We start from the raw sequence: 21752 nt of genomic DNA, 5'->3' as shown, positions 1-21752 counted from the left end.
CTCACGCCTGGAGGCGCGTGCCGGCGTAGCGCCGCACGAAGTGGATCCACCGGCGCTCGTCCACCTCCACCTGCCACTCGGAGTTGGGCGTCAGCGGCAGGCGCGAGCGCAGGAAGGCCTCCAGGTGATCGGCGGCCTTCACCGGAGTGAGCCCCGGCGCGCGGAAGGCAATGCGCAGGAAGACTTCGAGCGAGGTGGACACCTCCACGCACGCGCAGATGCGCAGCGGGCCGACCCGGCGCTGGTAGAGCGCGTTCTGTACCGGACGCAGGGATGCATCCGCCGCCTGCTCCTCGATGGAGAGCCAGGTGGCGGGCGTGAGGATGCTCGCGAGCAGGTCCGTGCTCGCCTCTTCCACCGTCGCGTGCTCATGGATGGCCAGCTGCATCGCCCCACCTCCCTCGGTGTTGCCACTTCGAAGAATGTGCCCACGTGCCGAGTTCACGCAAGAGGCCTCGTGGCGCTTTGGCGCGAGTGTCCACGATCAACATCGTGACGTGTGGTGTCGGAAGTACCCCCGCATCCGTTGCCACTGAACAGAGGAGTGCGCTGACGAGGGGAATGCTCGCAGGTGCTGCGCGACCGCTTGGAGGCAAGGCGCGACCGCTCGGGCGAGTCCTCGCTCTGAGTGCTCGGGGATGAGGCATCTCTCTTTCGCGTGAGGGACGCGGCCCGCGTCTCGCGAAGGAGAGGACCATGCGGTGGAGCGACTGGCGGAGACACTTCGAGCTGAACCGGCAGCGGCCCCTGCCCGAGGGGCTGGAGCGAGCGGAGGAGGTGCCTGAGGCGTGGCGCTCCGCGCTGGTGGCGTCCCTGGCGACGTTCCAACTCGGCGAGGCGGGAGAGGGACGCATCGCGCATGAGATCGACCGGGCAAAGGTGCCCGGCATCGACGCGGACTACCGCGCGGCGCTCAAGCTCTTCGTGGCGGAGGAAGGGCGACATGCACGCATCCTCGGGCTGATGGTGCGAGGCCTGGGCGGCAAGTTGCTGGCGCGCAACTGGACCGAGCGCCTCTTCGTCTTCGGGCGGAGGCTGCTGGGCTTGCGGCTGAAGATGCTGGTGCTGCTGGCGGCGGAGGTGGTGGGCGGCTCCTTCTATGGACTGCTGGCCTCGCGGCTGCCCGAGGGTGGACTGCGCGGAGGGCTGGAGCAGATCTGCGAGGACGAGCAGCACCACCTGGACTTCCACGGCGAGTTCTTCGCGCGGCAGGGGTGGGGCGCGCCGATGCGCGCGGTGTGGCAGGTGGCGTGGTGGAGCATTGCGCTGGCGGCGATGACCGTGGTGCTGGTGGATCACCGGCGTACGCTGAGGACGATGGGCATCCCGCTCACGGACGCGGCACGGGCGTTCCTCGGTCTGGTGAGCGAGGCCGCGAGCCACCTCCCCGTGTTCGAACGGGAGCTGAGGGTGAGGGGAGGCCTATCCTGAGCCTCAACGGTGTGGCCTGTCGGCACATGGGTGGAGGTAGAATCAGTGCATGCATGAGCGTTGGGCGCTGAAGGGTGTGTCTCTCGCACAGCTCCTGCGCGTTTACGGTGGTCTCCTACTACGGGACGCTCCATTCGTTTTTTCCCGTGCAAGAGACCCATTGGTGCGAAGAGCCCGCCTCTCATTCATGCGTCGTGAAGGCCGTCATCCACGAGGTTGCGCACTCTTGTGGGTGGAACCATAAGCAAGGTCACAACGTTCCGGGAAACGATGCCCCAGAGATACCCATTCCCGAATGTGCCTGTGTGGATGAGAAGGGCGAGAGGTCGTCTTACCGATGAGCCAGAGGAGACTCGGAGCTGTGGGGTTGGTCTTGGTTGCAGCGTGTGGCTGCATTCCCTTCTGGACCCAGGATGAGGCAACGCCGGGAGCAGATGCCGCAGAAGTCCCGCCACGCGTCAAAGTCGAGTTCCAGGATGTTCAATATGACGGGTTTACCCTCTCAGGGAGGGTTCTTGTCAGTCCTGAGGAGAAGGTCCTCCGTCTGAACAAACGGTTCGCTCCCGACATCCAGGGCGTGGCGGATTGTGCAAGGCGGCCGCACGCCCGGATGATCATGGACTCATTCGGAGCCAAACCCGGCCCAGATGACCTTTTGATTCTCAGCCCGGGTGACTGGTATGGGCGGACCGTTCGCTTCACCTTGTTCAGCGAATACTTCACTGGAATCGGACCGGAGTGCATTGACGCTCAGCTCCTGGTCTCTTCATTCGATGGAGCGCTGATTGCGAGCGTGCCCATTCGTGCCGTGCGCCCCCCGGTGCCCGAAACAGATGGCGGAGTGCCGGAAGGACTCCGGCACCTGATGGATGATCCCGCGTTCTCGATCTTGAGGAAGCTCCCAGAGGTAGACCTCAGCGAGGTGCCGGAGGGGGACGGTGGGGTAGCTCCACCGCAGCCTTGAACTGGCGGTGGCCTGCCAGAGTTCCTCCCGCGCTCACCGGCCGCCCAACTGGCGGACCTCGTCGGGCGAGAGCTTCACGGCCGCGGCCGCGGTGTTCTCCTCCAGGTGGGCGATGGAGGAGGTGCCGGGGATGGGCAGCATGACCGGCGAGCGGTGCAGCAGCCACGCGAGTGCGAGCTGCCCCGGAGTGACGTTGTGCCGCTTCGCGGCCTGCGCGAGCGGGCTGGCCTCGGTGGCCAGGGAACTCGCGGCGAGCGGGTACCATGGCAGGAAGCCGATGCCCTCCTTCTCGCACTCGATGAGCACGTCCTCGCTGTAGCGATCCGAGAGGTTGTAGCGGTTCTGCACCGAGACGATGGGAACGATCTTCCGCGCCTTGCGCAGTTGCTCCACGGAGACGTTGGACAGGCCCACGTGGCGAATCTTCCCCTGCTCGCGCAGGCGCGCGAGCGTGCCCACGGAGTCCTCGAAGGGCACCTTCGGATCCACTGTGTGCAGCTGGTACAAGTCAATGCGCTCCACGCGCAGCTTGCGCAGGCTGCCTTCGAGGTCTCTCGTGAGCTCCTCGGGAGAGCAGTGGGCGTGCCAGCCGCCCGGGCCGCTGCGGGTGAGGCCGCCCTTGGTGGCGATGACGAGGCCGTTGGCGTACGGGTGGAGCGTCTCGCCAATGAGGCGCTCGGACACGTCCGGCCCGTATGAGGCGGCGGTGTCGATGAGGTTGATGCCCAGTTCCACCACGCGGCGCAGGAGGCGCTTGCAGCCTTCGACGTCCTTGGGCTCGCCCCAGACGCCCTGGCCAGTGATGCGCATGGCGCCGAAGCCCATGCGGTTGACGGTCATGTCACCGAGCCGGAACGTACCGGCGGCGGCGGCGGGGAGAGGCGAGGCTGCAGGCATGGAGGTCCTCCGAGGCGAGCGGTACGGACCTTAACCGGGTCCGCCCTCCCACACTCAAGAGGCCTCTCGGGGAGTTGCCGGAAGTGAACGGCGCTGGCGCTCCACCGCAGCCTTGAGCTGGCCACAACCCGCGTCGATGTCGATGCCACGGCGCTGGCGCACAGTGCTCGGCAATCCGTAGGAGGCCAGCACGTCCTGGAAGGTGCGCACGGACTCGGGCGAGCTGGGCGTGCCGCCGTAGCCCACGGTGGGGTTGAGCGGAATGACGTTCACGTGTGCATCCATGCCCTGCAGCAGCCGGCCGAGCGCGTGGCCCTGCTCCGCCGTGTCGTTCTTGCCGGCGATGAGGGTCCACTCGAAGAAGATGCGGCGCTTGCGCTTCTCGCTGTAGTAGCGGCACGCCTCCATCAGCTCATCGAGCGGCCAGCGCTTGCCCACCGGCACCAGCGCGGCGCGCTCCGCATCCGTGGCGCCGTGCAGGCTGACGGCGAGCTGCACCGGGCGGTCCTCGTCGGCCAGCCGGCGGATGCCGGGCACCACGCCCACCGTGCTCAGCGTGATGAAGCGCGGGCCAATGGCCAAGCCCAGCTGATCCACGAGGATGTCCACTGCCTCCATCGTGGCGTCGTAGTTGTGCAGGGGTTCGCCCATGCCCATGAGGACGATGTTGCGCAGGGACTCGCCCGACTGGCGCAGGATGCCCGTGACGTGGAGCACCTGGGTGACGATCTCCCCCGGGCTCAGGTGGCGCGCCAGCCCCATCTGTCCGGTGGCGCAGAAGACGCAGCCCATGGCGCAGCCAGCCTGGGTGCTGACGCAGACGGTAGCGCGGCCCTTGAACCGCATCAGCACCGTCTCGATCGTCTGGCCGTCATGCTGGCGCAGGAGCAGCTTGTGCGTGTAGCCGTCGCTGCTGAACGACTCGTGATGCACGGCGGGACGGCGGAGGAAGGAGTGCTCGCGCAGCCGCTTCACCAGGTCCGGCCGCAGCAGCCCCTCCAGCGCGTCGATCGAGTCCACCTGCTGGCGGTAGAGCGCCTCCCAAAGTGCGTCCCGGTGGAAGGCGCTGTAGCCCCAGCCCGCGAGCAGCTCGCCCAGGGCGGTGCGCGGCAGGTCATACAGGTTGACCGGAGAGGGGGGGGAAGAGGCGGGCTGCATGGTGTCGTCGAGCGATAACACAGCAGGAGGAGGAATTGCTCGGGGACGGCCGCCCCGGAGCCGGGCTGACGGAGGCGTCAGGTCCTCGAGGGGGCCAGGGTGCCGTCCAAGGCTTCGAGGTACCGGTGGATTCTCCGGGCGTTGGTGCCAAAGTCCCCTTTACCGACGCGGGAGCGGGAGAGGACGTCTACGGAGACGCGCTGGCCGCTGGCCGGCCGCACGCGGATGGTGACGTCTTCCACGAGCTTGAGGAGTCGGGTGCGCGCCTCGGCCTCGAGCGTTCCCTCGACCGGATCCCGCTTGGTGACCGTCCAACCCGGCTGCAGCGCAGCGACCTGCTGGACGCTGTTCCACACCGTCTCTCGGGACAGGGAGTAGAGGCGGGTGCGCAGGCGAGGGTCCTCGGCGTTGGGCGAGGTCTCGGCGACGTTCCGGGTGAGGGCAGTCAGCAGGCTCATTGCAGAGGCTGGACTGGCATGGGGGCAGGCGGCCGGTCAAGTGTTGCTTGCCACTAGAGCAGGCGGCCATGCGCGGGCTGCGGCGGGCAGCCTGCCGGGGAATGGGGGCATGCCCATGTCTTCCGTATGGGTCTGGCCATTGAACGCGAGGAATTCGCCCCCGAGGACTACCGGCGCTTCTCCCAGCGGCTGCTCGAGAACGTGGAGGCGTTGCGGCGGCTGCTGAGCCGCCCGGACTTTGGGGTCGGTCCGCGCACGGTGGGGGCGGAGCTGGAGCTGTTCTTGGTGGATTCGGCGGGCTTCCCCTTGCCGGTGAACCGCCAGGTGCTGGGGCAGACGATGGACCCCCGCGTGACGCTGGAGATCGACCGCTTCAACCTGGAGACCAACCTGCGGCCCTCACCGTTGGCGGGTCGGCCGTTCACGGCGCTGCGCGAGGAGTTCGAGGACACCCTGCGCGAGGTCCGCCGCGCCGCCGCCACCCAGGGCGCGCACGTGGTCGTCACGGGGATTCTTCCCACGCTGCGGGAGGCGGACCTGGGCAGTGGAGCGCTGACGGGCATGCCGCGGTACCGGGCGCTCTCAGCGGCCATCCGGCGGAGGCGGGAAACTCCCTTCCAGGTAGCCATCTCGGGCGAGGACACGCTGTCGCTTACCTGGGACGACGTGACGCTGGAGGGGGCGAACACGTCGCTGCAGTTCCACCTGCGAGTGGAGCCTGCGGAGTTCGCGCGGATGTACAACGCGGCGCAACTCGCGACGGCGCCGGTGCTGGCGGTATCGACCAACTCGCCGTTCTTCCTGGGCCGGAGGTTGTGGGAGGAAACACGGGTGGCGCTGTTCCGGCAGGCCGTGGACGACCGGGGCGAGCCGACGGAGCCGGGCTCTTCTCACGCGCGGGTGACGTTCGGCCATGGCTGGGCGCGCGAGGGGGCGCTGGAGCTGTTTTCGGAGGTGGTGGCACTGTACGCGCCCCTGTTGCCGGTGGTGGGCGCGAAGTCCCCACTGGAGTGCCTGTCGCGGGGGGAACTCCCGGGGCTGGATGAGCTGCGTCTCCATCAGAGCACTGTGTGGAGTTGGAACCGAGCCATCTACGACCCGAAGTGCGGGGGGCACCTGCGCATCGAGTTCCGCGCGCTGCCTGCGGGCCCCACGGTGGTGGACATGGTGGCCAACGGGGCGTTCCTGCTGGGGCTGACGTTGGGGCTGGCGAACCAGATGGACGCGATGCTGCCGGCGATGCCTTTCGATTCCGCACGGGGGAACTTCCTCCGGGCGGCGAAGCAGGGCATGGAAGCGACGCTGCTGTGGCCTTCGGAGTCGGCGCCCTCGCCTCGGCCAGTGCCCGTCGCCGAGTTGGTTCCGAGGCTGTTACCGGTGGCGCGGCGCGGGCTGGTGGAGGGAGGCGTGGACGCCGAGGAGGCCGACGCGATGCTAGGCATCATCCAGGCCCGCGTGGCGGCACGGCGCACGGGAGCGAGTTGGCAGCGCCAGGTGCTCGCGAAGCTGGAGAAACAGATGCCCAAGGCAGACGCGCTCGCCGCGCTTCTGGAGCGCTACCGCCAGCACGCCGAGTCCGGAGCCCCCGTGCACGAATGGCCACTTGACTGAGGAGCCGGGCTCCTACCTGCCTAGTCGCTTCGCTTTCAAAGGCATATGTGCAGTACCGTGCGCTTTGCCTATGGAAGAGAACAGTCCGCCCGCTCCACCTCCTCCGCCTGGGAAAGACACTCCAACCCTCACCGTCTCCGGTTCGAACGCTGAGGGGACCGCACAGGACCTGCAGGTTGCGAATCGTGAACGCTATCTGCTGTATGGTGTCGTTGCAGAGGGGGGACAGGGCCGAATCATTCGAGCGAAGGATCTCCAACTTGAGCGAATCGTTGCGCTGAAGGAACTGCGCAAGTCTGGCGGCGAACTTGAGACGCGCTTCGTGCGCGAGGCGCGGATTACGGCCCGTCTGCAGCACCCGGCCATCGTCCCTGTCTATGAAGCTGGGCGCTGGCCGAGCGGCGAGCCCTTTTACGCCATGAAGCTCGTTGCTGGTCGCTCCCTGGCGCGGTTCATCGAATCATTGCACACACTGGCTGAACGTTTGGCCGCCTTGCCACATGTGCTAACGGTGGCCGAGGCTATCGCCTACGCGCACAGCCAGCGGATCATTCACAGAGACCTCAAGCCCGCAAATGTGCTGGTGGGAGAGTTCGGCGAGACGGTCGTTGTGGACTGGGGGCTCTGCAAGGAACTTGATCGGATTGAGCCCAGTCATCCAGAGTCCAGTACAGGTTCCTCTCTGCCGCTTGGATCCGAGTACACCCAGGAAGGCACGGTGATGGGGACGCCGGCCTACCTTCCTCCGGAGCAGGCTGCGGGCAAGGCCGTCGACGAGCGAGCTGATGTCTACGCCTTGGGCGCCATGCTCTATCAGGTGCTTTCTGGCCAGTCACCCTATCAGGGCAAATCCGTTCAGGAGGTGCTCCAGAAAGTGCTGAAGGAGGAGCCGACGCCGCTCGCTCATCTCCAGCCGCAGGTTCCCGAGGAACTGCTCACCATTGTCTCACGCGCCATGAAGCGTGAACCCGAGCATCGCTACCCGAGCGCCCGGGAGTTCGCCGAAGACCTCAGGCGCTTCACGTCTGGACAGTTGGTGGGCTCACACCAGTACTCGGTGTGGCAGCGGATGCGGCGCTTCGCCCGGCAATATCAAGCACCGCTTCGAGTCGCAGTCGTAGCGCTGGCGGCTCTCGTGGCGGGTGCAGTGTTCGACTACCAGCGCGTCCGTCACGAGCGTGACCGGGCAGAAGAGAAGCAGGTGGCTGCTGAGGAGGCTGAGCGTAAAGCCACCCAGCGCGCAGACGAACTCACCATTATCGAGGCACGTAACTCATTGGCGCACTCGCCCGAGCGGGTTCTCAAATTGCTGGACTCGCTGGCGCCCTCTTTTGCTCAGTGGGGGCAGGTCCGCACGTTGGCTGCGGATGCTGTCTCGTTGGGAATGGCTACACAATTGAAAGGTCATACACAATCCATTCGTGCTCTCCGGTTCTCACCAGATGGTCGCTGGCTACTCACAACTAATGATGACCGAACAGCCCGGTTGTGGGACATCCAAGCAGGTACAAGCCGTGTGGTGGCAACCCATGACTCGCAAGCTGGGATCGGCGTCTTTTCGCCGGATGGAAAGTACATAGCCACAAGCAGCAGGTATGGCCCCATCAAACTGAGGGAGATAGACACAGGGGCCTCCCGCGACCTGACGGGCCATACCTTGGGCGTGACAGGCCTAGCGTTTTTGCCCAATGGTCGCGGTCTCATTTCGGCAGCGTTGGATGGGCAGATCCGATGGTGGGACGTAGCGTCGGGGGTGAGCCGACTCGTGGGGTCCCACTTAGGAGGGATTCGTCAGTTCCACCTCCTCCCCGGCGGGGAGCAGGGGGTCTCAGTTGGGAAAGAGGACAATGTCGCTAAACTCTGGGAACTCAAAGAGGGGTCGAGCCAGCAACTCTGTGAGGGGGTTCAACGAGTCCGTGCAGTTGGGGTTGCATCACAAGTGGGGTCCTTGGCTATTGGGATACGTCAGGGGGAGATCTTCCTGTGGGACCATGTGGATGGGCGGAAGCACACGCTAAAAACTGGCCAGGATTGGTTGCACTCCATTGCCCTCTCGCCAGACGGGCGGTGGCTCGCATACGGGAGTCGCGACTGCAATGGCGGAGGTATTAAACTTCATGATCTGGAGACTGGTGCTTCTCGGGACATCATCAGTACAAGGGACTGGGATCCTGCGCAAACTCCACTCGCTTTATTCTCGCCGGATGGTCAGTGGTTGGTAATAGGGGAGGCGCAGACTGGCAGTGCACGGTTGCTGTTGTTTGAACTCGCCACAGGAACATCCCGCCTCCTGTCAAAGACAAGTGAGTTCATTTTTTCAGCGGCGTTCTCTCCCAATGGAGAGTGGCTGGCTGTTGCAGAACGTGTCAACGTCCGTCTTTATCGCTTAAAAGAGAGTGATCCATTTCCCCGCATCATTGTGCGACACGACAGAACCTCCATGCCTACGGCACCGAAATCGCGAGAATTTACAAAAAACTCTGAATTGAACGAGAGATTGCTTGGGACTGTCACGACTCTGGCGTGGACTCAGGGTGGTAGCCACTTGCTCGATACCTGGAACAACGGCAACAAGGTGCGTCTCTCCAACGTGAGGGGTGATTCCATTGTGGAGACGAGTGCCCATGAGGGCGGAATGACAGCGGCTTATGCTCTTTCGGACGGCTCTCGGTTGGTCACAGCTGGAGTTGATGGCACAGTTGCCTTGTGGAACGAGTCAGGCCAGTTGCTACAGCGCTTCCGTTCCTCGGATCAGCCTATCGGCGTGCTAGCGCTGAGTGCTGGCGGTACTCGGATAGCAGGGGGCGATGCCTCAGGTGGAGTCTGGTTGTGGGATGTATCTTCTGGCAAGAGCCGTGTTTTAGGGCGCCATGAAGAACGCGTTTTCACGCTCTCCTTTTCTCCAGATGGGCACTATCTCGCCTCGGGAAGTGCAGACGGCGAATTGCGGTTGTGGGAACTGACCAATGGGGTAGGACGCACGGTTCATCGCCATCGGGGGGAATTGTCGGCCAGCGCCTTCTCTCCCGACAGTCACTTTCTTGCAGCGGGTGGTTCAGAAGGCACTTGGTTGCAACCACTCGATGGGAAAGAGGGGGAACTGTTGGAGTCGCTTTCTACAGGCACACTGCTGTTCTCTGCCGATGGAAAGCAGTTGTTTACCGGTGGGCCGTTTAGCGTGCTCATGCGATGGGATGTGGAGACGCGCAAACACTTAGGTTACCTCACGGAGGGCTTCGATCCCATATTCGACATGGCCCTCTCGCCAGATGGCCAGCGCTTGGCAACTGGCGACGTAGATGGATCTATACATTTATGGGACTTGCAGAGCGGCAAGGCCAGGGTCCTGCTGGGCCATGAAGGAGATGTCACTCGCGTAGCTTTTTCGCCTGATGGGCGCTATCTCGTATCCACCGGAATAGATGGCACCGTGCGGCTGTGGAAAGATGATCTGCCGCTTGGGGCGGAGGAGATCCGCGCATGGGTGCACGAAGCTGCCCAGAAATGGCCTGAGTGACGGGATGGCCTTCAGGCGCCCGAGTCTTCGTCGGTGCCTTTGCGCAGTCCCAGCATCCGGCGGAGCTCCCGGGCAGACTGGCGGCTGACCTCCACCGAGTGCCCCTTCGCGGTTTTCGCGATGTAGCCCCCGGTCTCAAGGGGCTCCAGCCGCGTCACGTGCGCCAGGTTCAGCAGTGCGCGCCGATGCACTCGCTGGAAGCCTTCCACCGGCAGCTTGTCGGCCAACTCGTTCAACGTGAAATCGGTGAGGAACTCGCCCTGTGTGGTGAACACTGTCACCAGCTCGCCCTCCAGCGTCGCGTGTGAGATCGTCTCCGGATCTACCAGCACGATTCCCTGCCGCGTTGGGATGGGCAGCCGCGCCAGCCCTTTGGAGCCCGTGGCCTGTCCCCGAGTAGGCTCCTGCGCGCCTTCCTTGGGGCTCATCCTCGCCCGAGCCCGCTCCAGCGCCTTCTGTAGGCGCGCGGCCTCCACCGGCTTCAGCACGTAGTCCACCGCTCCGTACTCGAACGCATCCACTGCGTGCTCGGCGTGGGCCGTACACAGGATGACGCCCGGCCCGTCCTCGGGCAGCAGCGACAGCGCATCCAGTCCACTCAGCCCCGGCATGTGGATGTCCAGCAGGATGACGTCCAATCCTCCTGCTCGGGCTGCCGCGAGCACCGCCTCGCCGTCCGCGGCCTCGCCGCACACTTTCACTTCCGGCATTGCGCTCAGCAGCCGCGCCAGGCGCTTGCGCGCCAGCAGCTCGTCGTCGGCAATCAGGACACGCAGGGACTGGCTCACGTGATGACTCCCAGCAGAGGGCCCGAGCGGGGCAGGGTGACTGTGACGCGGGTGCGGCCCTCGGCGCTCTCTAGCGAGAACCGCGCCGCCCCACCGTAGGCCAGCGCAAGCCGCCGCTCCACCGTCGGCAGGCCCGTGCTGCCCGGTCGTGGACCTTTCGAGGCCCCCGGGTTCTCCAAGGTGAACACCAGCTCGTTCTCACGCTGTGCCAGCTGCAATGAGATGCGCCCGCGATGCCCCGCCGCTGGGCCGTGCTTCACCGCGTTCTCCGCCAGCGGCAACAACATCAGCGGTGGTACTGGCACCTCACTCACTCCAGGAGAAACGTCGAACGTCAGCTGGAACAGCTCCGGGTCTCGCAGCAGGTGCAGGTCGAACAAGGTGCGCAGCAGCTCCAGCTCTTTCTCCATCGGCCACGTCGCGCTCCGCACCCCCGCCAGCACGCTGCGCAGCATGGCTGACAGCTTGAGCACCGCCGCTTCCGCCACCGCCCCGTCCGTCCGGCACCACTCCGCGATGGCGTTCAGCGTGTTGAACAGGAAGTGTGGATCCAGGTGGCTCCGCAGCGCCAGGAGCTGCGCCTGCTCCGCCTCCAACTGGAGCCTCTCCGCCCGGGCTCGCTCTCGCGCCAGCGACTCCTCGAAGTCGATGTCCCGCCCCAAGCCCCATCCCCCCACCAGATACAGGGCCCCACACACCGCCAGGTTGACCGGCTGCGTCAGGAACGTCGGCCCCATCTTCAGCATCTTCGGCAGCACATACCCCGTCGAGAGCACCACGCCGCTGCCCATCGCCCCGTAGAGCACCAGCCGCACGCCACCGTGGCTCAGGTCGAGGCCCTCGGGGAACAGCACCCGGTAGGACACCGGCGCCGCCGCCACGAAGAGAATGCACAGCATGACGCCCAGCGGCACGGCCAGCGGATCCCGGCTGAACCTCGCCTGCGCGAACACCAGTGACGCCGCCACCAGCAGGATGGGCACCAGCCGCTTCGGGGCAATCAGCGCGCGCAGCGTCGCGCGGACGATGGAGCCTTCCGGGATCCAGATCATCGCGGGACGAGGTGCGGCGGCAGCGGCCGTGCACCCCGGCGCTTGCCGACAACGTTGATCCAGGTGGTGCGGAGAAGGATGCCGATATCCACGATGGCGCTCGACGTCTGAGCATACTCGGCATCCAGCTGCGCCGTGAGTGCCGCCCCGCGCGCCTGGCACACCTGCGCCAACCCCGTGATGCCCGGAGGCACCTCGAAGCGGGCAGCCAGGGGCGGATGCGCGGCAATCAAACGCTCCGCGTCATCTGGAGTCAGCGGGCGCGGCCCCACCAGGCTCATATCCCCAATGAGGACATTGAAGAGCTGGGGCAGCTCATCCAGGCCGTGGTGGCGCAGCAGGTTCCCGAGCCGGGTAGGGCGCCGGGCGCGCATGTCCGCCTCGCACGTCATGGTGCGCAGCTTCAGGATGCGGAACACGCGCCGCCCCTGGCCCAGGCGTGGCTGGGTGAAGAACACCGGCCGGCCGTCCACGACGAGCACCACCAGTGCCAGCACCCCCACCGCCAGCCCGAAGAACGGCACCAGCGGTAAGAGCAGGGCCAGATCCAGCAGGCGCTTGGCCTTCACGGCGACACCTCCGCCTCGGTCAGGTCCAGGACGATGGAACCCACCAGCACGAAGGGGAACAGGAGGACGGCGGAGACGATCAGCAGCGGCATCGACAGCGAGGTCATGGCTCACTCCGGGGCGGCGTGGTGGGAGTGAGAATGATGCCGGCCGGCTCCGACGTGGCCGGGAACAGGCCGAGCGGTCGTGCCGGAGGGGTGAGCGGTCGCTGCCGGAGGGGCTCCGCGCCGCTCAGGACGGCCGGGGCTCCCACTCCCACCGGTATGAGCCGCCCTGGTTCGTGGACTCGCTCACCGTGACGATCATGGCGGCCACCACGTCCCGCTTCAGCAGGGAGCCCAGCTGCTCCACCAGCACGAAGGCCAGCTCCTCGGCCAGCGTCTCCACCACCACGTTCTCCAGGGGCAGCAGCGCCACTTCGTCCGCAGGCACCACGTAGCGCTTGCCGCAGAGCTTGAACTCCACCTCCGTGGCGTCCTGCTTCACCAGCTCGAAGGCGGGGCAGCGCGTGCCGAGCAGCAGCCGCTGATCCCACCGCGCGCACACCTGGGCCAGCGTCTGCTTCACCAGCCCGAAGTCCAGCAGCGAGACCAGCTTCGTCGTGTGGAGTTCGAACTCCAGCAGCACCTGGAAGTTGTGGCCGTGGAGGCGCTCCTTGGAGCCATCCGGGAACACCGTCATGTGGGCCGACGAGAACTTCAGGACGTCCTTGCTGACGAAGATCCGATGGCGCGAGGTCATGGCCGTCCTAGTTCTCTTTCTGCCCGAGGTTCGCGTGGATAAGGGTGCCGTTGAGCACCGGGTGGTCGGCCGCGAAGGCGATCACCCGGGCGATTTCCTGCGGCTCGATGAGGCGGCCCTCGCCCGTGATGGAGCGCAGCACCTCGAGCGTCTTCGCATCTCCCGCTACCCGCTTCTGCAACGTCTCGGTGTCGGTCACTCCGGGGCACACACAGACCGTGTGCACGCCGCGCCCAAGCAGGTCCTGGCAGGTGGCTCGCATCATTCCCACGTTGGCGTGCTTGGCCACCACGTAGGAGTAGATGCCGGAGACGGCCTTCTCCGACAGCGTCGACCCCACGTACACCACGGACGAGCCCTGGGGCATCTTCGGGATCAGCAGTCGGTTGAGGACCGTGGGGGCGACGACCTCCACCTCCAGCGCCCGCCGAAGCACGTCTGGCGAGCCCGCGTCCGCAGAGTCCTGCTCCAGAACGGCGGCGTTGTGGACGAGCACCAGCCGCTCACAGCCCGCGATGGCCTGAAGGAGCGGGGCCTCCACCCTGCGCTCGAACCCGGCCAGGGTCAGGTCCACCGTCAGGTTGAGGACTCCCTCCTGCTCGCAGCGGGAGCGCGAGAGGTTCACCACGACGGCCCCCCTCTCGCGGAACAGCTTCGCCGTGGCGAGGCCGATTCCTTTGCTGGCTCCGGTGATGACGAGCGCTTCCTTCATGGCGTGGCTTGCTCCGGTGCGCTGAGGGCTTACTTCGCGGGGGCGGGGGCAGGAGCGCCCAGGAACTCGGGCCGCAGGTACTCATCCACCGGGGGCGTTTTCTCGATGATGCCCAGGTCCACGAGCTGCTGGCCCAGCGTCTCCCAGCGCTCCCTGCTCATGGCGCCCAGCCCCTTGGCGCGCGTCTCGTCGGTCTCGATGAGCGGCTTCTGCGTCTCGGCGACCCGGGCGAAGGTCTCCGCGTCCATGGTGGTGTTCAGCTTCGCCATCACGTCATTGGCCTGCTTGGGGTTGTCCAGGTAGGCGCGCCACCCCTCGCGCACCGCGTCCACGAAGGCGCGCACGCGCTCGGGCTGCTGCTTCAACAGCTCACCGCGCGTCACCACCACCGTGGCGTAGGGGTTGAAGCCTTCGTCCGCCACCTTGAAGAGCACAGGGTCTCCGCCCTGCTTCTTGGCCGCCAGCGGCTCCGAGGTGAGGAAGCACTGCTGGACGAAGTCCTTGTCCGCCAGGAAGCGGGCCACGCCGCCGTCGTAGGGAACGATCTTCACCTTGTCGAAGCCGTACTTCTTCTTCAGGAACTGCGCGTAGGCCAGGCCCGGCTCCAGGGCCACCGTGCTGCCGCTGGTGAGCACCTGCGCCATGCTCGTGAACCCCTTGGAGGCGTGGGCCATGAGGGCGTGCGGCGTCGTCTGGTACGTGGCGAACAGAGGCACCAGGTCCACGCCTCGGGCCCGGGCCGTCAGCACCGAGTCCGCGCTCGTGGTGCCGAAGTCCGCCTGTCCCGTCGCCACCATCTGCGCCACCGGAGCCCCGGCGCCACCGCCGAGGATCTCCACCTCCAGCTCATGGCGCGCGAAGGCCCCGATCTCGCGCGCGGCGTAGAAGCCGCCGAACTCCGGCTCGGGCACCCAGTCCAGCGCCAGCTTCACCTTGGCTGGGGCGGGCTTCGTGGCCGCAGTCCCGCTCGCGGTTTGCCCCGCGGACACGGGCTCCGTCTTGTCCTTGCTGCATCCCCACACCGCAGTCAGACAGCACAGTACGCCCAGCCACCACGCCTTGTTCATGTCTCCTCCTGGCAATGTCCGCGGAATCAGGATGCGTTGGGGCTCTTCACGTTGCCCGGTTCGCAGCATACCCGGCAAGTCACTCAGCGCGAGAAGAGGAAGGAGAGCTCCAGATCGGCCACCTGGGACGGCCGCCATGGGAACAGCTCCTTGGAGCGCAGCGCTGCGCTCAGGCACGCCGTGAGGTCCGCGTCGCGGGGCTCGTCCTTCTGCACGTAGACTTCGGGCCGCTTGTCACCCGGGGGAAAGTGCAGGCGGACCGTCAGCGCGCCTCGCGTCCGGGAGTTCCGCGCCAGCCGCGACGTATAGAAGAGCCGCACGGCCTCGAGCAGCGGCTCCGCCTCATTGTCCAGCAGCGTACGCTCGTCGTTCGACAGGAAGAGCCGCAGGGGCTGCGCGTCGATGCGCACGGGGGCCTGTTTCCGAACCAGCCGGGCCGGGGGAATGTAAGGCTTGCGGGTGTTGAGGCAGCGTTCGCCCGCCTTGGGCGCGAGATACTCGGGCTTCTGCTTGGGACACTGCCGCTCCGGCACCAGCGGCATCAGCTCTTTGATGCGCTGGGTGAGGCGGGCCTCGCTGACGAACCGCACCGTGACAGCCGGCTCCGGGGGAAGGCACTCCGGCACCATGGCGCAGTTCGGCAGCTTGCACTTCACGGGGACGTTGTTCGGTCCTTTGTAGAGCGCCTCGTCCTTCTCCTGCTTGAGGGTGGCCACCTCCTGACGGCTGCCCGGCGCCGCCAACTGAAGCAGCTTCCCGCTCCGGCCGAGGATGTCATACGCCACGTTCCCATCCGGCCACGTCCGGTACCGCAGTGTGCCGCGGGTGAGCTCGAGCAGGTGGTTGCGCGCGGGATCGTCCGCGCAGATCTGCTCCCACTGGGTGACGCACTCGAGGTTTTTCAGGGCCGCCTCGCTGATGAAGCGCTTCACCGGCTCCGGCTTCGGGGCCTTGCCGCCGGCCGCCACCGCCGGCAGCAGTCCCACCCAGAGCAGTACGAGAAGTCCGCGGCGCGTCATGTTCCACCCAGGCGTGTGTCAGGCCGCCAGCGCGTCGCCCAGCGCGAAGGCGTTGCGGATGCAGTCGTTGATGCCCACGCCCTTGTACGCGTTGCCGGTCAGGTGCAGCCCCGGCCACCGCTTCAGCGCCGCGTCAATGGCGGCCACCCGCTCCAGGTGCCCCACGTTGTACTGAGGAATGCCCCGAGTCCAGCGGATCACCTCCGTGAAGCTCGGGCTCGCCGTCACTCCGGCCAGCTCCTTGAGCTCCTCGCGCGCGAGCGCCACCAGCGCCTCCTCGTCCAGCTTCACCAGGTCGGGCTGCCGCGCTCCACCCACCATGCAGGTGTAGAGGACGCGTCCGCCCTCGGTGCGGAAGGGGAACACCGTGGAGGCGTGGATGGCTCCCAGCAGCCGCCGCTTCTCCAGCCCCGGCACCAGGAAGCCGAAGCCATCCGGCGCGGGCGTGCTGCCCGGCGCGAATCCCAGGTGCACCACGGCGATGGGCGCGTAGGCAATGCCCTCCACCAGCGCCGCGAGCGGCTCGTCCAGCGGCCGCATCAGCCCCGCCGCCACGAAGGCTGGCGTTGCCAGCACCACCTGGGATGCCAGCAGCTCGGCCTGGCCCCCGTTCTCTCGCACGGAGACTCGCCAGCCACCGTGGCTCGGCTGGAGACCCTCCACCTTCGCGTTCGTGTGCGCCGCGGGCCCGAGCTCCCGTGCCAGCCCATCCACCAGCGTCTGCAGACCCCCATCGAAGGTGCACAGCGTGCCGCGCAGCTTCTCCGGGCTTCCCGCTGCCCCCGCAGGGAGCGCCTTGCGCTGCGCCTTCTGCGAGCGGATGGCTCCGAGAATGAGGCTGCGGTGCTCGCGCTCCAGCTTCGTCAGCTGCGGGAAGGTGGCGTCCACGCTCAGCGTCTCCATGTTCCCCGCGTAGATGCCCGTCTGTACCGCGTCCAGCAGCACTGCCGTCGCCGCCGGGCCCAGGTGCCGCCGCCCAAAGGCTGCCAGCGACTCGTCCACGCCCTCGGGAGCCCGGCCCGTGAAGAGCTCCGCCATCACCCTCAGGCGCGCTCCCAGCGGGAGGATGTCCGATTTCAGAAACGCTGGCGGAGAGGATGGCACCGGGCGCAGTCGGCCTCGCGTGTAGAGGTAGCGCGCTTTCGCCGCCGGATCCGCAGATCGGATCCGATCTTCCACGCCGACGCCCGCTGCCAGCTCGCGCGTCGCGGGCTCCCGATCGAGGAAGCTGTTGGGTCCTGTCTCGATGAGGAACCCGTCACGTTGCCTCGTTTCGATGTTGCCGCCGAGCCGAGAACTCGCTTCCAGTAGAAGCGCATCCTTGCCGCGAGAACGTAAGCAATGTGTCAGCGTGAGTCCGCTGATTCCTCCGCCGATAACAGCGATAACAGTCATTCCGTGACTCCTGGATCAGGGATTCCTTTGCTTCGTGTAGGTCCCTCGGGTCAAGAGTCCCATCGGTTGAAACTGCATCGAGCGAAGCGCCTAATGGATCCCATGCGCTACGCCATCTCAGGGGCCAGTCGCGGTATTGGCCTTGAATTTGTCCGACAACTCCTCGCTCGTGGCGACACCGTAGAAGCTGGGGCTCGTGTTCCCTCGGAGGCCCGGCAGCTGGCCTCCCTGGCGCGCGAAGCCGGTGCTCGCCTGCGCATTCACTCCCTCGACATCACCGACACCGACAGTGTGAAGGCCTTCGCCTCCCGGGTGGGCGAGGCGCCCGTCGACGTGTTGATCAACAACGCGGGCATCGGCGGGAAGTGGCATCCGCTGGTGGACATGGACTTCGAAGACATGAGCCAGGTGATGGAGACCAACGCCGTGGGTCCCATCCGCCTATCCTCCGCGCTGATTCCCTTTGTGCTCAAGGGAAACACCCGGAAGATCGTCCACCTGACGACTCACATGGCCTCGCTGGCGGACAACACGCCTGCGGGCGTCTATGGGATCGCCGGAGGCGCGTACGCGTACCGCATGTCCAAGGCCGCGCTCAATGCGGGCATGCGCACCATGGCCGTGGACTTCCGCGAGCAGGGGCTCATCACCGCCGTGCTCAGCCCCGGCTGGGTGCAGACGGACATGGGCGGCAAGATGGCGCCCACCCGCGTGGAGGACTCCGTCCAGGGGATGCTGCGCGTCATCGACGAGCTCACCCTCGTCAACAGCGGCCGCTTCTTCGACTATCAAGGCAAGGAGCTTCCCTGGTAGCCGGAGGGCTCGCGCCCGTGGCTCATGGGTAGAGGAACTCGGTGCTCCAGCCGTCCGCGTCGCGCTGGTAGACGATGCGCTCGTGCAGGCGGCTGGGGCGCGCGTGCCAGAACTCGATGCGCTCGGGGATGACCCGAAAGCCCGACCAGTGGGAAGGGCGGGGCACCGTCTTGCCCTCGTACTGACGGGTGAGCGCCTCCACCCGGGCCTCCAGCAGGTGGCGAGACGGCAGCGGCTGGCTCTGGAGGCTCGCCCAGGCGCCGATCTGGCTGCCTCGCGCCCGGCTCTGGAAGTACGCGTCCGCCTCCTCGGAGGAGACGGGCTCCACACGGCCCTCGATGCGCACCTGCCGCTCCAGCGGGGCCCAATAGAAGAGGAGCGCCGCGTTCGGGTGGGCCAGCAGCTCGCGCCCCTTGCGGCTCTCGAAGTTGGTGTAGAAGACGAAGCCGCGCGCGTCGAAGTCCTTGAGCAGCACCACCCGCGAGGACGGGTGGCCGTCGTCCCCCACCGTGGAGACGATCATCGCGTTGGGGTCCACGGGGATGGCCTTCTTCGCCTGCTCGAAGAGGATGGCGAAGTGCTCGATGGGATCCATGGGCAGTTCCATGAGGGGCACCCTAACATCCCCCCCGTCGAGGGAAGACCGTCCTGGCACCGCTTCGGAAGAAGGTTGACTCACAGGCTCCACACGGCATGGTTGGGGAATGAAGATTCTGTTCATCGCCTCGGAGGTCACCCCGTTCTCCAAGACGGGAGGCCTCGGGGACGTGGCCGGAGCGCTCCCGGCGGCGCTCGCCGAGCTGGGCCATGACGTCAAGGTCGTCACCCCGCGCTACGCGGACGTGAAGGACCCCCGGCTGACGCCCACGGGGCACTCGCTCCACGTGCGCTTCCCCTTTGGCGAGGAGACAGGGCCCATCCTCTCGGTGCGGCTGTCCGAGCGCCTCGAGGTGCTCTTCCTGGAGAATGAACGCTTCTTCGGCCGAAAAGGCATCTACGGGGATGCGCTCGGGGAGTTTGGCGATAACTACCGGCGCTACGCCTACCTGAGCGTGGGTGCGCTCCAGGCGGCCCAGCGGCTGCGCTTCATTCCGGACATCGTCCACGTCAACGACTGGCAGACGGGGCTGGTGCCGGTAGCGCTCAAGCGCGGCTTCCAGGCCTCTCCGCTGTCGCGCGCCCGCACGGTGATGACCATCCACAACCTGGCCTACCAGGGGCAGTTCAGGAAGGACATCATGGGCGAGCTGGGGCTGCCGTGGGACTTGTTCAACGCCCACGACGGTATCGAGTTCTACGACACGGTGAACTTCCTCAAGGCGGGCCTGACGTTCGCGGACGCCATCACCACCGTGTCGCCCACCTATGCCAAGGAGATCCAGACGCCGGAGGCGGGCTGCAACCTGGAAGGGTTGCTGCGCCGGCAGCATGGGCGGCTGGTGGGCATCCTCAACGGCATCGACACGCACGAGTGGGATCCGGCCCAGGACACCCTGATCCCGGCGCGCTACACCCCGGAGGAGATGACGGGGAAAGCGGCCTGCAAGCGGACCCTGCTGAAGGAGTCGGGGCTGGAGGAGACGGATGCGCCGGTGTTCGGCATCGTCAGCCGGTTGGCGTACCAGAAGGGCATCGACTTGCTGCTGGAGGTGATGCCGGTGGCGCTCCAGTCGGACATCCGCTTCGTGGCGATTGGCAGCGGCGAGGGGCAGTACGAGGAGGGCCTGCGGGCGCTCCAGGCGCGCTTCCCAAAGCAGGTGGGCGTCTACATCGGGTTCCACAAGGGGTTCTCACACCTGGTGGAGGCGGGGGCGGACTTCTTCCTGATGCCCAGCCGGTACGAGCCGTGTGGGCTGAATCAGATGTATTCTCTGAAGTATGGAACGGTGCCCATCGTCCGGGCCACGGGAGGGCTGGTGGACACGGTGGAGGGAGGGCTGGAGGGCAACGGCATCCTCTTCGAGGCCTTCCATCCGGCGGCGATGCTGGCGGCCATGCGGCGGGCGCAGGCGCTCTACGCGGATCCATCCCGGCTGGAAGGGTTCCGGCGCCGGGGCATGCAGCGGGATTTCTCCTGGACGTCCTCGGCACGGCGGTATGAAAGTCTCTTCACATCCCTGCTCAAGGAATAGTCGGGCGAGAGCAGGCACGTTAGGCTCCACATCGTGGCGGAAGCGCAGGAGTTAGGAGGGTACGAAGTCGTCGGCCGTCTCGCCGTGGGCGGAATGGCCGAGGTGTACCAAGCGCGCGCCAAGGCCACGACGCAGCGCTCCCCGGGAGAGCCCGAGGAGGTGGTGCTCAAGCGGCTGCATCCCTCGTTCCGGGCGGATGCGGCGTACGTGAAGTCCTTCGTGGATGAGGCGAAGCTCACGGTGCGCCTGCGCCACCCGAACATCGTCCGCACCTTCCGCCTGTTCAAGGCGGGCCAGGACTACCTGATGGTGCAGGAGCTGGTGAGCGGCCGGACCCTGGGGTTCATGCAGGGGCTGCTGCGGCAGGTGGGTACGTCCATGCCGCCCGAGGCCTCCTGCTACATCGCCTGGTGCGTGCTCAAGGCGCTGGACTACCTGCACCGCGCGAAGGTGGGGGAGAACGGGGCGAACATCATCCACCGGGACGTGAACCCCAACAACATCCTGCTGAGCGTGCAGGGGGATGTGAAGCTCACGGACTTCGGCGTGGCCGAGGTAGAGGGGATGATGCAGGGCGAGGCGGGCGCGATGCGCGGCACCATGGCGTACATGAGCCCGGAGCAGGTGCTGGGGCAGCCGGTGGACACGCGCACGGACCTGTACGCGGTGGGCATCATCCTCTGGGAGCTGTTCGCCAACCGGCGGCTGTATGGCGAGACGGGTGAGGCGGAGCTGGCGCTCAAGGTGAGGGACGCGCGGGTGCCGCTGCTGTCTTCGCTCAACCTGGGGCTGCCGGACTACTCGGTGCAGCTGGTGCGCAAGGCGCTCTTCGCGGACCGGGCGAAGCGGTTCCAGACGGCGGCGGAGTTCATCAAGGCGCTCGAGACCCTGGCGCAGCGCGCCGGGTGGCCGCTCACGGTGGAGGCGCTGCGGCCCCTGTTGGGAGGATGATGCGCGCCCTTGGGGTGGCCCTGGGCTTGGTGCTGGTGGCCGGGTGCCGTGGGGTGCCCTGGCAGCCCCACGCCTATGAGACAGCGGTGCGGGTGGAGGCGCTGGATGTGCGCTTTGCGCCGGATGGCTCGGGGTTGCTCACGCTGAAGCTCGAGGTGCGCAATCCCACCTCGGACCTGGCGTTGATCACCGGCGTGGACTTCGAGCTGGCGGTGGACGGGCGGAGGCTGGCCGTGGGGCTGCAGCAGGTGGAGGTGGGGCTGGGCGAGGATGGAGTGCCACGGGCGCTGGAGGTGTCCTTCCCGCTGGTGAGCCAAGGGACTGCGGGGGGCGTGTCCCATCTGCACCATCAGGTGCGGCTGAGCGGTGGGGTGTTGCTGCGCTATGGGCCCCGGACGGAGCGCCGGGCAACGTTCCTTGTGGAGCGCACGATGGAGCTGCCCTGGCTGCCACCTCCCGAGCCGATGCTGGAGTGAG

General features: G+C 66.6%; 20 protein-coding genes. 7 read left to right on the top strand and 13 right to left on the bottom strand.

Features of this window, described 5'->3' with window-relative positions; translation table 11 throughout:
* Position 1 precedes the first annotated feature (1 nt).
* Positions 2–445 (bottom strand): hypothetical protein, encoded by a 444-nt coding sequence (locus DB31_RS28005; RefSeq protein WP_240486927.1) that lies wholly within the window; start codon positions 443–445, stop codon positions 2–4.
* Positions 446–696: 251 nt separating this feature from the next.
* On the opposite strand from DB31_RS28005, the gene DB31_RS28000 reads away from it, so the two are divergent.
* Positions 697–1431 carry a hypothetical protein gene (locus DB31_RS28000; protein ID WP_052420312.1) on the top strand — a complete coding sequence of 245 codons (735 nt, stop codon included), beginning with the start codon at positions 697–699 and terminating at the stop codon, positions 1429–1431.
* A 997-nt stretch (positions 1432–2428) separates the two neighbouring features.
* Here the strand turns inward: DB31_RS28000 and DB31_RS27990 are convergent.
* The 3 genes from DB31_RS27990 to DB31_RS27980 all read right to left on the bottom strand — a co-directional run bounded on the left by DB31_RS27990 (position 2429) and on the right by DB31_RS27980 (position 4908).
* On the bottom strand, positions 2429–3292 hold the full coding sequence (locus DB31_RS27990; RefSeq protein ID WP_044193080.1) for an aldo/keto reductase: 864 nt from the start codon (positions 3290–3292) through the stop codon (positions 2429–2431).
* A gap of 54 nt (positions 3293–3346) precedes the next feature.
* Positions 3347–4450 (bottom strand): dual-specificity RNA methyltransferase RlmN, encoded by a 1104-nt coding sequence (rlmN, locus tag DB31_RS27985; RefSeq protein ID WP_044193347.1) that lies wholly within the window; start codon positions 4448–4450, stop codon positions 3347–3349.
* A gap of 77 nt (positions 4451–4527) precedes the next feature.
* Positions 4528–4908 carry a DUF1499 domain-containing protein gene (locus DB31_RS27980; protein WP_044193079.1) on the bottom strand — a complete coding sequence of 127 codons (381 nt, stop codon included), beginning with the start codon at positions 4906–4908 and terminating at the stop codon, positions 4528–4530.
* Positions 4909–5034: 126 nt separating this feature from the next.
* Here DB31_RS27980 and DB31_RS27975 point away from each other — a divergent pair, with 126 nt between their 5' ends.
* Together DB31_RS27975 and DB31_RS47005 are read left to right on the top strand one after the other, a co-directional pair.
* Entirely contained in the window at positions 5035–6519 is a 1485-nt protein-coding gene (locus DB31_RS27975) for a glutamate-cysteine ligase family protein (RefSeq protein WP_044193078.1), read from the top strand.
* A gap of 70 nt (positions 6520–6589) precedes the next feature.
* Positions 6590–10036 carry a protein kinase domain-containing protein gene (locus DB31_RS47005; RefSeq protein WP_075306246.1) on the top strand — a complete coding sequence of 1149 codons (3447 nt, stop codon included), beginning with the start codon at positions 6590–6592 and terminating at the stop codon, positions 10034–10036.
* Between the two features lie 11 nt (positions 10037–10047).
* On the opposite strand, the gene DB31_RS27970 is transcribed toward DB31_RS47005, so the two are convergent.
* From DB31_RS27970 to hemG, 8 genes are all read right to left on the bottom strand, one after another.
* Entirely contained in the window at positions 10048–10824 is a 777-nt protein-coding gene (locus tag DB31_RS27970) for a LytR/AlgR family response regulator transcription factor (protein ID WP_075306244.1), read from the bottom strand.
* Entirely contained in the window at positions 10821–11876 is a 1056-nt protein-coding gene (locus DB31_RS27965) for a sensor histidine kinase (RefSeq protein ID WP_044193077.1), read from the bottom strand. The genes DB31_RS27970 and DB31_RS27965 overlap by 4 nt, the downstream gene beginning before the upstream one ends.
* Positions 11873–12445 (bottom strand): sugar transferase, encoded by a 573-nt coding sequence (locus tag DB31_RS27960; RefSeq protein ID WP_052420311.1) that lies wholly within the window; start codon positions 12443–12445, stop codon positions 11873–11875. The genes DB31_RS27965 and DB31_RS27960 overlap by 4 nt, the downstream gene beginning before the upstream one ends.
* A gap of 231 nt (positions 12446–12676) precedes the next feature.
* Positions 12677–13186: a 6-pyruvoyl trahydropterin synthase family protein gene (locus tag DB31_RS27955; protein ID WP_044193076.1), complete on the bottom strand. Its 510-nt coding sequence runs from the start codon at positions 13184–13186 to the stop codon at positions 12677–12679.
* 7 nt (positions 13187–13193) lie between these two features.
* Positions 13194–13898, bottom strand: a complete 705-nt coding sequence (locus tag DB31_RS27950; protein ID WP_044193074.1) for an SDR family oxidoreductase — start codon at positions 13896–13898, stop codon at positions 13194–13196.
* Positions 13899–13927: 29 nt separating this feature from the next.
* On the bottom strand, positions 13928–14965 hold the full coding sequence (locus DB31_RS27945; RefSeq protein ID WP_052420310.1) for an ABC transporter substrate-binding protein: 1038 nt from the start codon (positions 14963–14965) through the stop codon (positions 13928–13930).
* Positions 14966–15048: 83 nt separating this feature from the next.
* On the bottom strand, positions 15049–15984 hold the full coding sequence (locus DB31_RS27940; protein ID WP_044193072.1) for a hypothetical protein: 936 nt from the start codon (positions 15982–15984) through the stop codon (positions 15049–15051).
* Positions 15985–16002: 18 nt separating this feature from the next.
* A complete protein-coding gene (gene hemG / locus DB31_RS27935) occupies positions 16003–17379 on the bottom strand; it encodes a protoporphyrinogen oxidase (protein ID WP_044193071.1) in 1377 nt (458 codons plus the stop codon).
* 102 nt (positions 17380–17481) lie between these two features.
* On the opposite strand from hemG, the gene DB31_RS27930 reads away from it, so the two are divergent.
* A complete protein-coding gene (locus tag DB31_RS27930) occupies positions 17482–18192 on the top strand; it encodes an SDR family oxidoreductase (RefSeq protein WP_044193339.1) in 711 nt (236 codons plus the stop codon).
* A gap of 22 nt (positions 18193–18214) precedes the next feature.
* Here DB31_RS27930 and pdxH read toward each other — a convergent pair whose 3' ends face one another.
* On the bottom strand, positions 18215–18799 hold the full coding sequence (gene pdxH / locus DB31_RS27925) for a pyridoxamine 5'-phosphate oxidase (RefSeq protein ID WP_052420309.1): 585 nt from the start codon (positions 18797–18799) through the stop codon (positions 18215–18217).
* A gap of 97 nt (positions 18800–18896) precedes the next feature.
* On the opposite strand from pdxH, the gene glgA reads away from it, so the two are divergent.
* Genes glgA through DB31_RS27910 form a run of 3 tightly spaced genes read left to right on the top strand, consistent with a single transcriptional unit; the run spans position 18897 to position 21751 of the window.
* Entirely contained in the window at positions 18897–20324 is a 1428-nt protein-coding gene (glgA, locus tag DB31_RS27920) for a glycogen synthase GlgA (RefSeq protein WP_044193069.1), read from the top strand.
* Between the two features lie 33 nt (positions 20325–20357).
* On the top strand, positions 20358–21275 hold the full coding sequence (locus DB31_RS27915) for a serine/threonine protein kinase (RefSeq protein ID WP_044193068.1): 918 nt from the start codon (positions 20358–20360) through the stop codon (positions 21273–21275).
* On the top strand, positions 21272–21751 hold the full coding sequence (locus DB31_RS27910; protein WP_240486926.1) for a hypothetical protein: 480 nt from the start codon (positions 21272–21274) through the stop codon (positions 21749–21751). The genes DB31_RS27915 and DB31_RS27910 overlap by 4 nt, the downstream gene beginning before the upstream one ends.
* Position 21752: the final 1 nt, after the last annotated feature.

It is taken from the genome of Hyalangium minutum, assembly GCF_000737315.1.
In the GTDB taxonomy this organism is placed as follows: domain Bacteria; phylum Myxococcota; class Myxococcia; order Myxococcales; family Myxococcaceae; genus Hyalangium; species Hyalangium minutum.
This window is presented reverse-complemented; position numbering and strand designations above follow the sequence as displayed.

Excerpts from the sequence above, each read along its gene's own strand:
- DB31_RS28000 (WP_052420312.1), top strand. The coding sequence starts at position 697 with ATGCGGTGGAGCGACTGGCGGAGACACTTCGAGCTGAACCGGCAGCGG.
- DB31_RS27990 (WP_044193080.1), bottom strand. The coding sequence starts at position 3,292 with ATGCCTGCAGCCTCGCCTCTCCCCGCCGCCGCCGCCGGTACGTTCCGG.
- rlmN (WP_044193347.1), bottom strand. The coding sequence starts at position 4,450 with ATGCAGCCCGCCTCTTCCCCCCCCTCTCCGGTCAACCTGTATGACCTG.
- DB31_RS27980 (WP_044193079.1), bottom strand. The coding sequence starts at position 4,908 with ATGAGCCTGCTGACTGCCCTCACCCGGAACGTCGCCGAGACCTCGCCC.
- DB31_RS27975 (WP_044193078.1), top strand. The coding sequence starts at position 5,035 with ATGGGTCTGGCCATTGAACGCGAGGAATTCGCCCCCGAGGACTACCGG.
- DB31_RS47005 (WP_075306246.1), top strand. The coding sequence starts at position 6,590 with ATGGAAGAGAACAGTCCGCCCGCTCCACCTCCTCCGCCTGGGAAAGAC.
- DB31_RS27965 (WP_044193077.1), bottom strand. The coding sequence starts at position 11,876 with ATGATCTGGATCCCGGAAGGCTCCATCGTCCGCGCGACGCTGCGCGCG.
- DB31_RS27955 (WP_044193076.1), bottom strand. The coding sequence starts at position 13,186 with ATGACCTCGCGCCATCGGATCTTCGTCAGCAAGGACGTCCTGAAGTTC.
- DB31_RS27950 (WP_044193074.1), bottom strand. The coding sequence starts at position 13,898 with ATGAAGGAAGCGCTCGTCATCACCGGAGCCAGCAAAGGAATCGGCCTC.
- DB31_RS27945 (WP_052420310.1), bottom strand. The coding sequence starts at position 14,965 with ATGAACAAGGCGTGGTGGCTGGGCGTACTGTGCTGTCTGACTGCGGTG.
- DB31_RS27940 (WP_044193072.1), bottom strand. The coding sequence starts at position 15,984 with ATGACGCGCCGCGGACTTCTCGTACTGCTCTGGGTGGGACTGCTGCCG.
- hemG (WP_044193071.1), bottom strand. The coding sequence starts at position 17,379 with ATGACTGTTATCGCTGTTATCGGCGGAGGAATCAGCGGACTCACGCTG.
- DB31_RS27930 (WP_044193339.1), top strand. The coding sequence starts at position 17,482 with ATGCGCTACGCCATCTCAGGGGCCAGTCGCGGTATTGGCCTTGAATTT.
- pdxH (WP_052420309.1), bottom strand. The coding sequence starts at position 18,799 with ATGGAACTGCCCATGGATCCCATCGAGCACTTCGCCATCCTCTTCGAG.
- glgA (WP_044193069.1), top strand. The coding sequence starts at position 18,897 with ATGAAGATTCTGTTCATCGCCTCGGAGGTCACCCCGTTCTCCAAGACG.
- DB31_RS27910 (WP_240486926.1), top strand. The coding sequence starts at position 21,272 with ATGATGCGCGCCCTTGGGGTGGCCCTGGGCTTGGTGCTGGTGGCCGGG.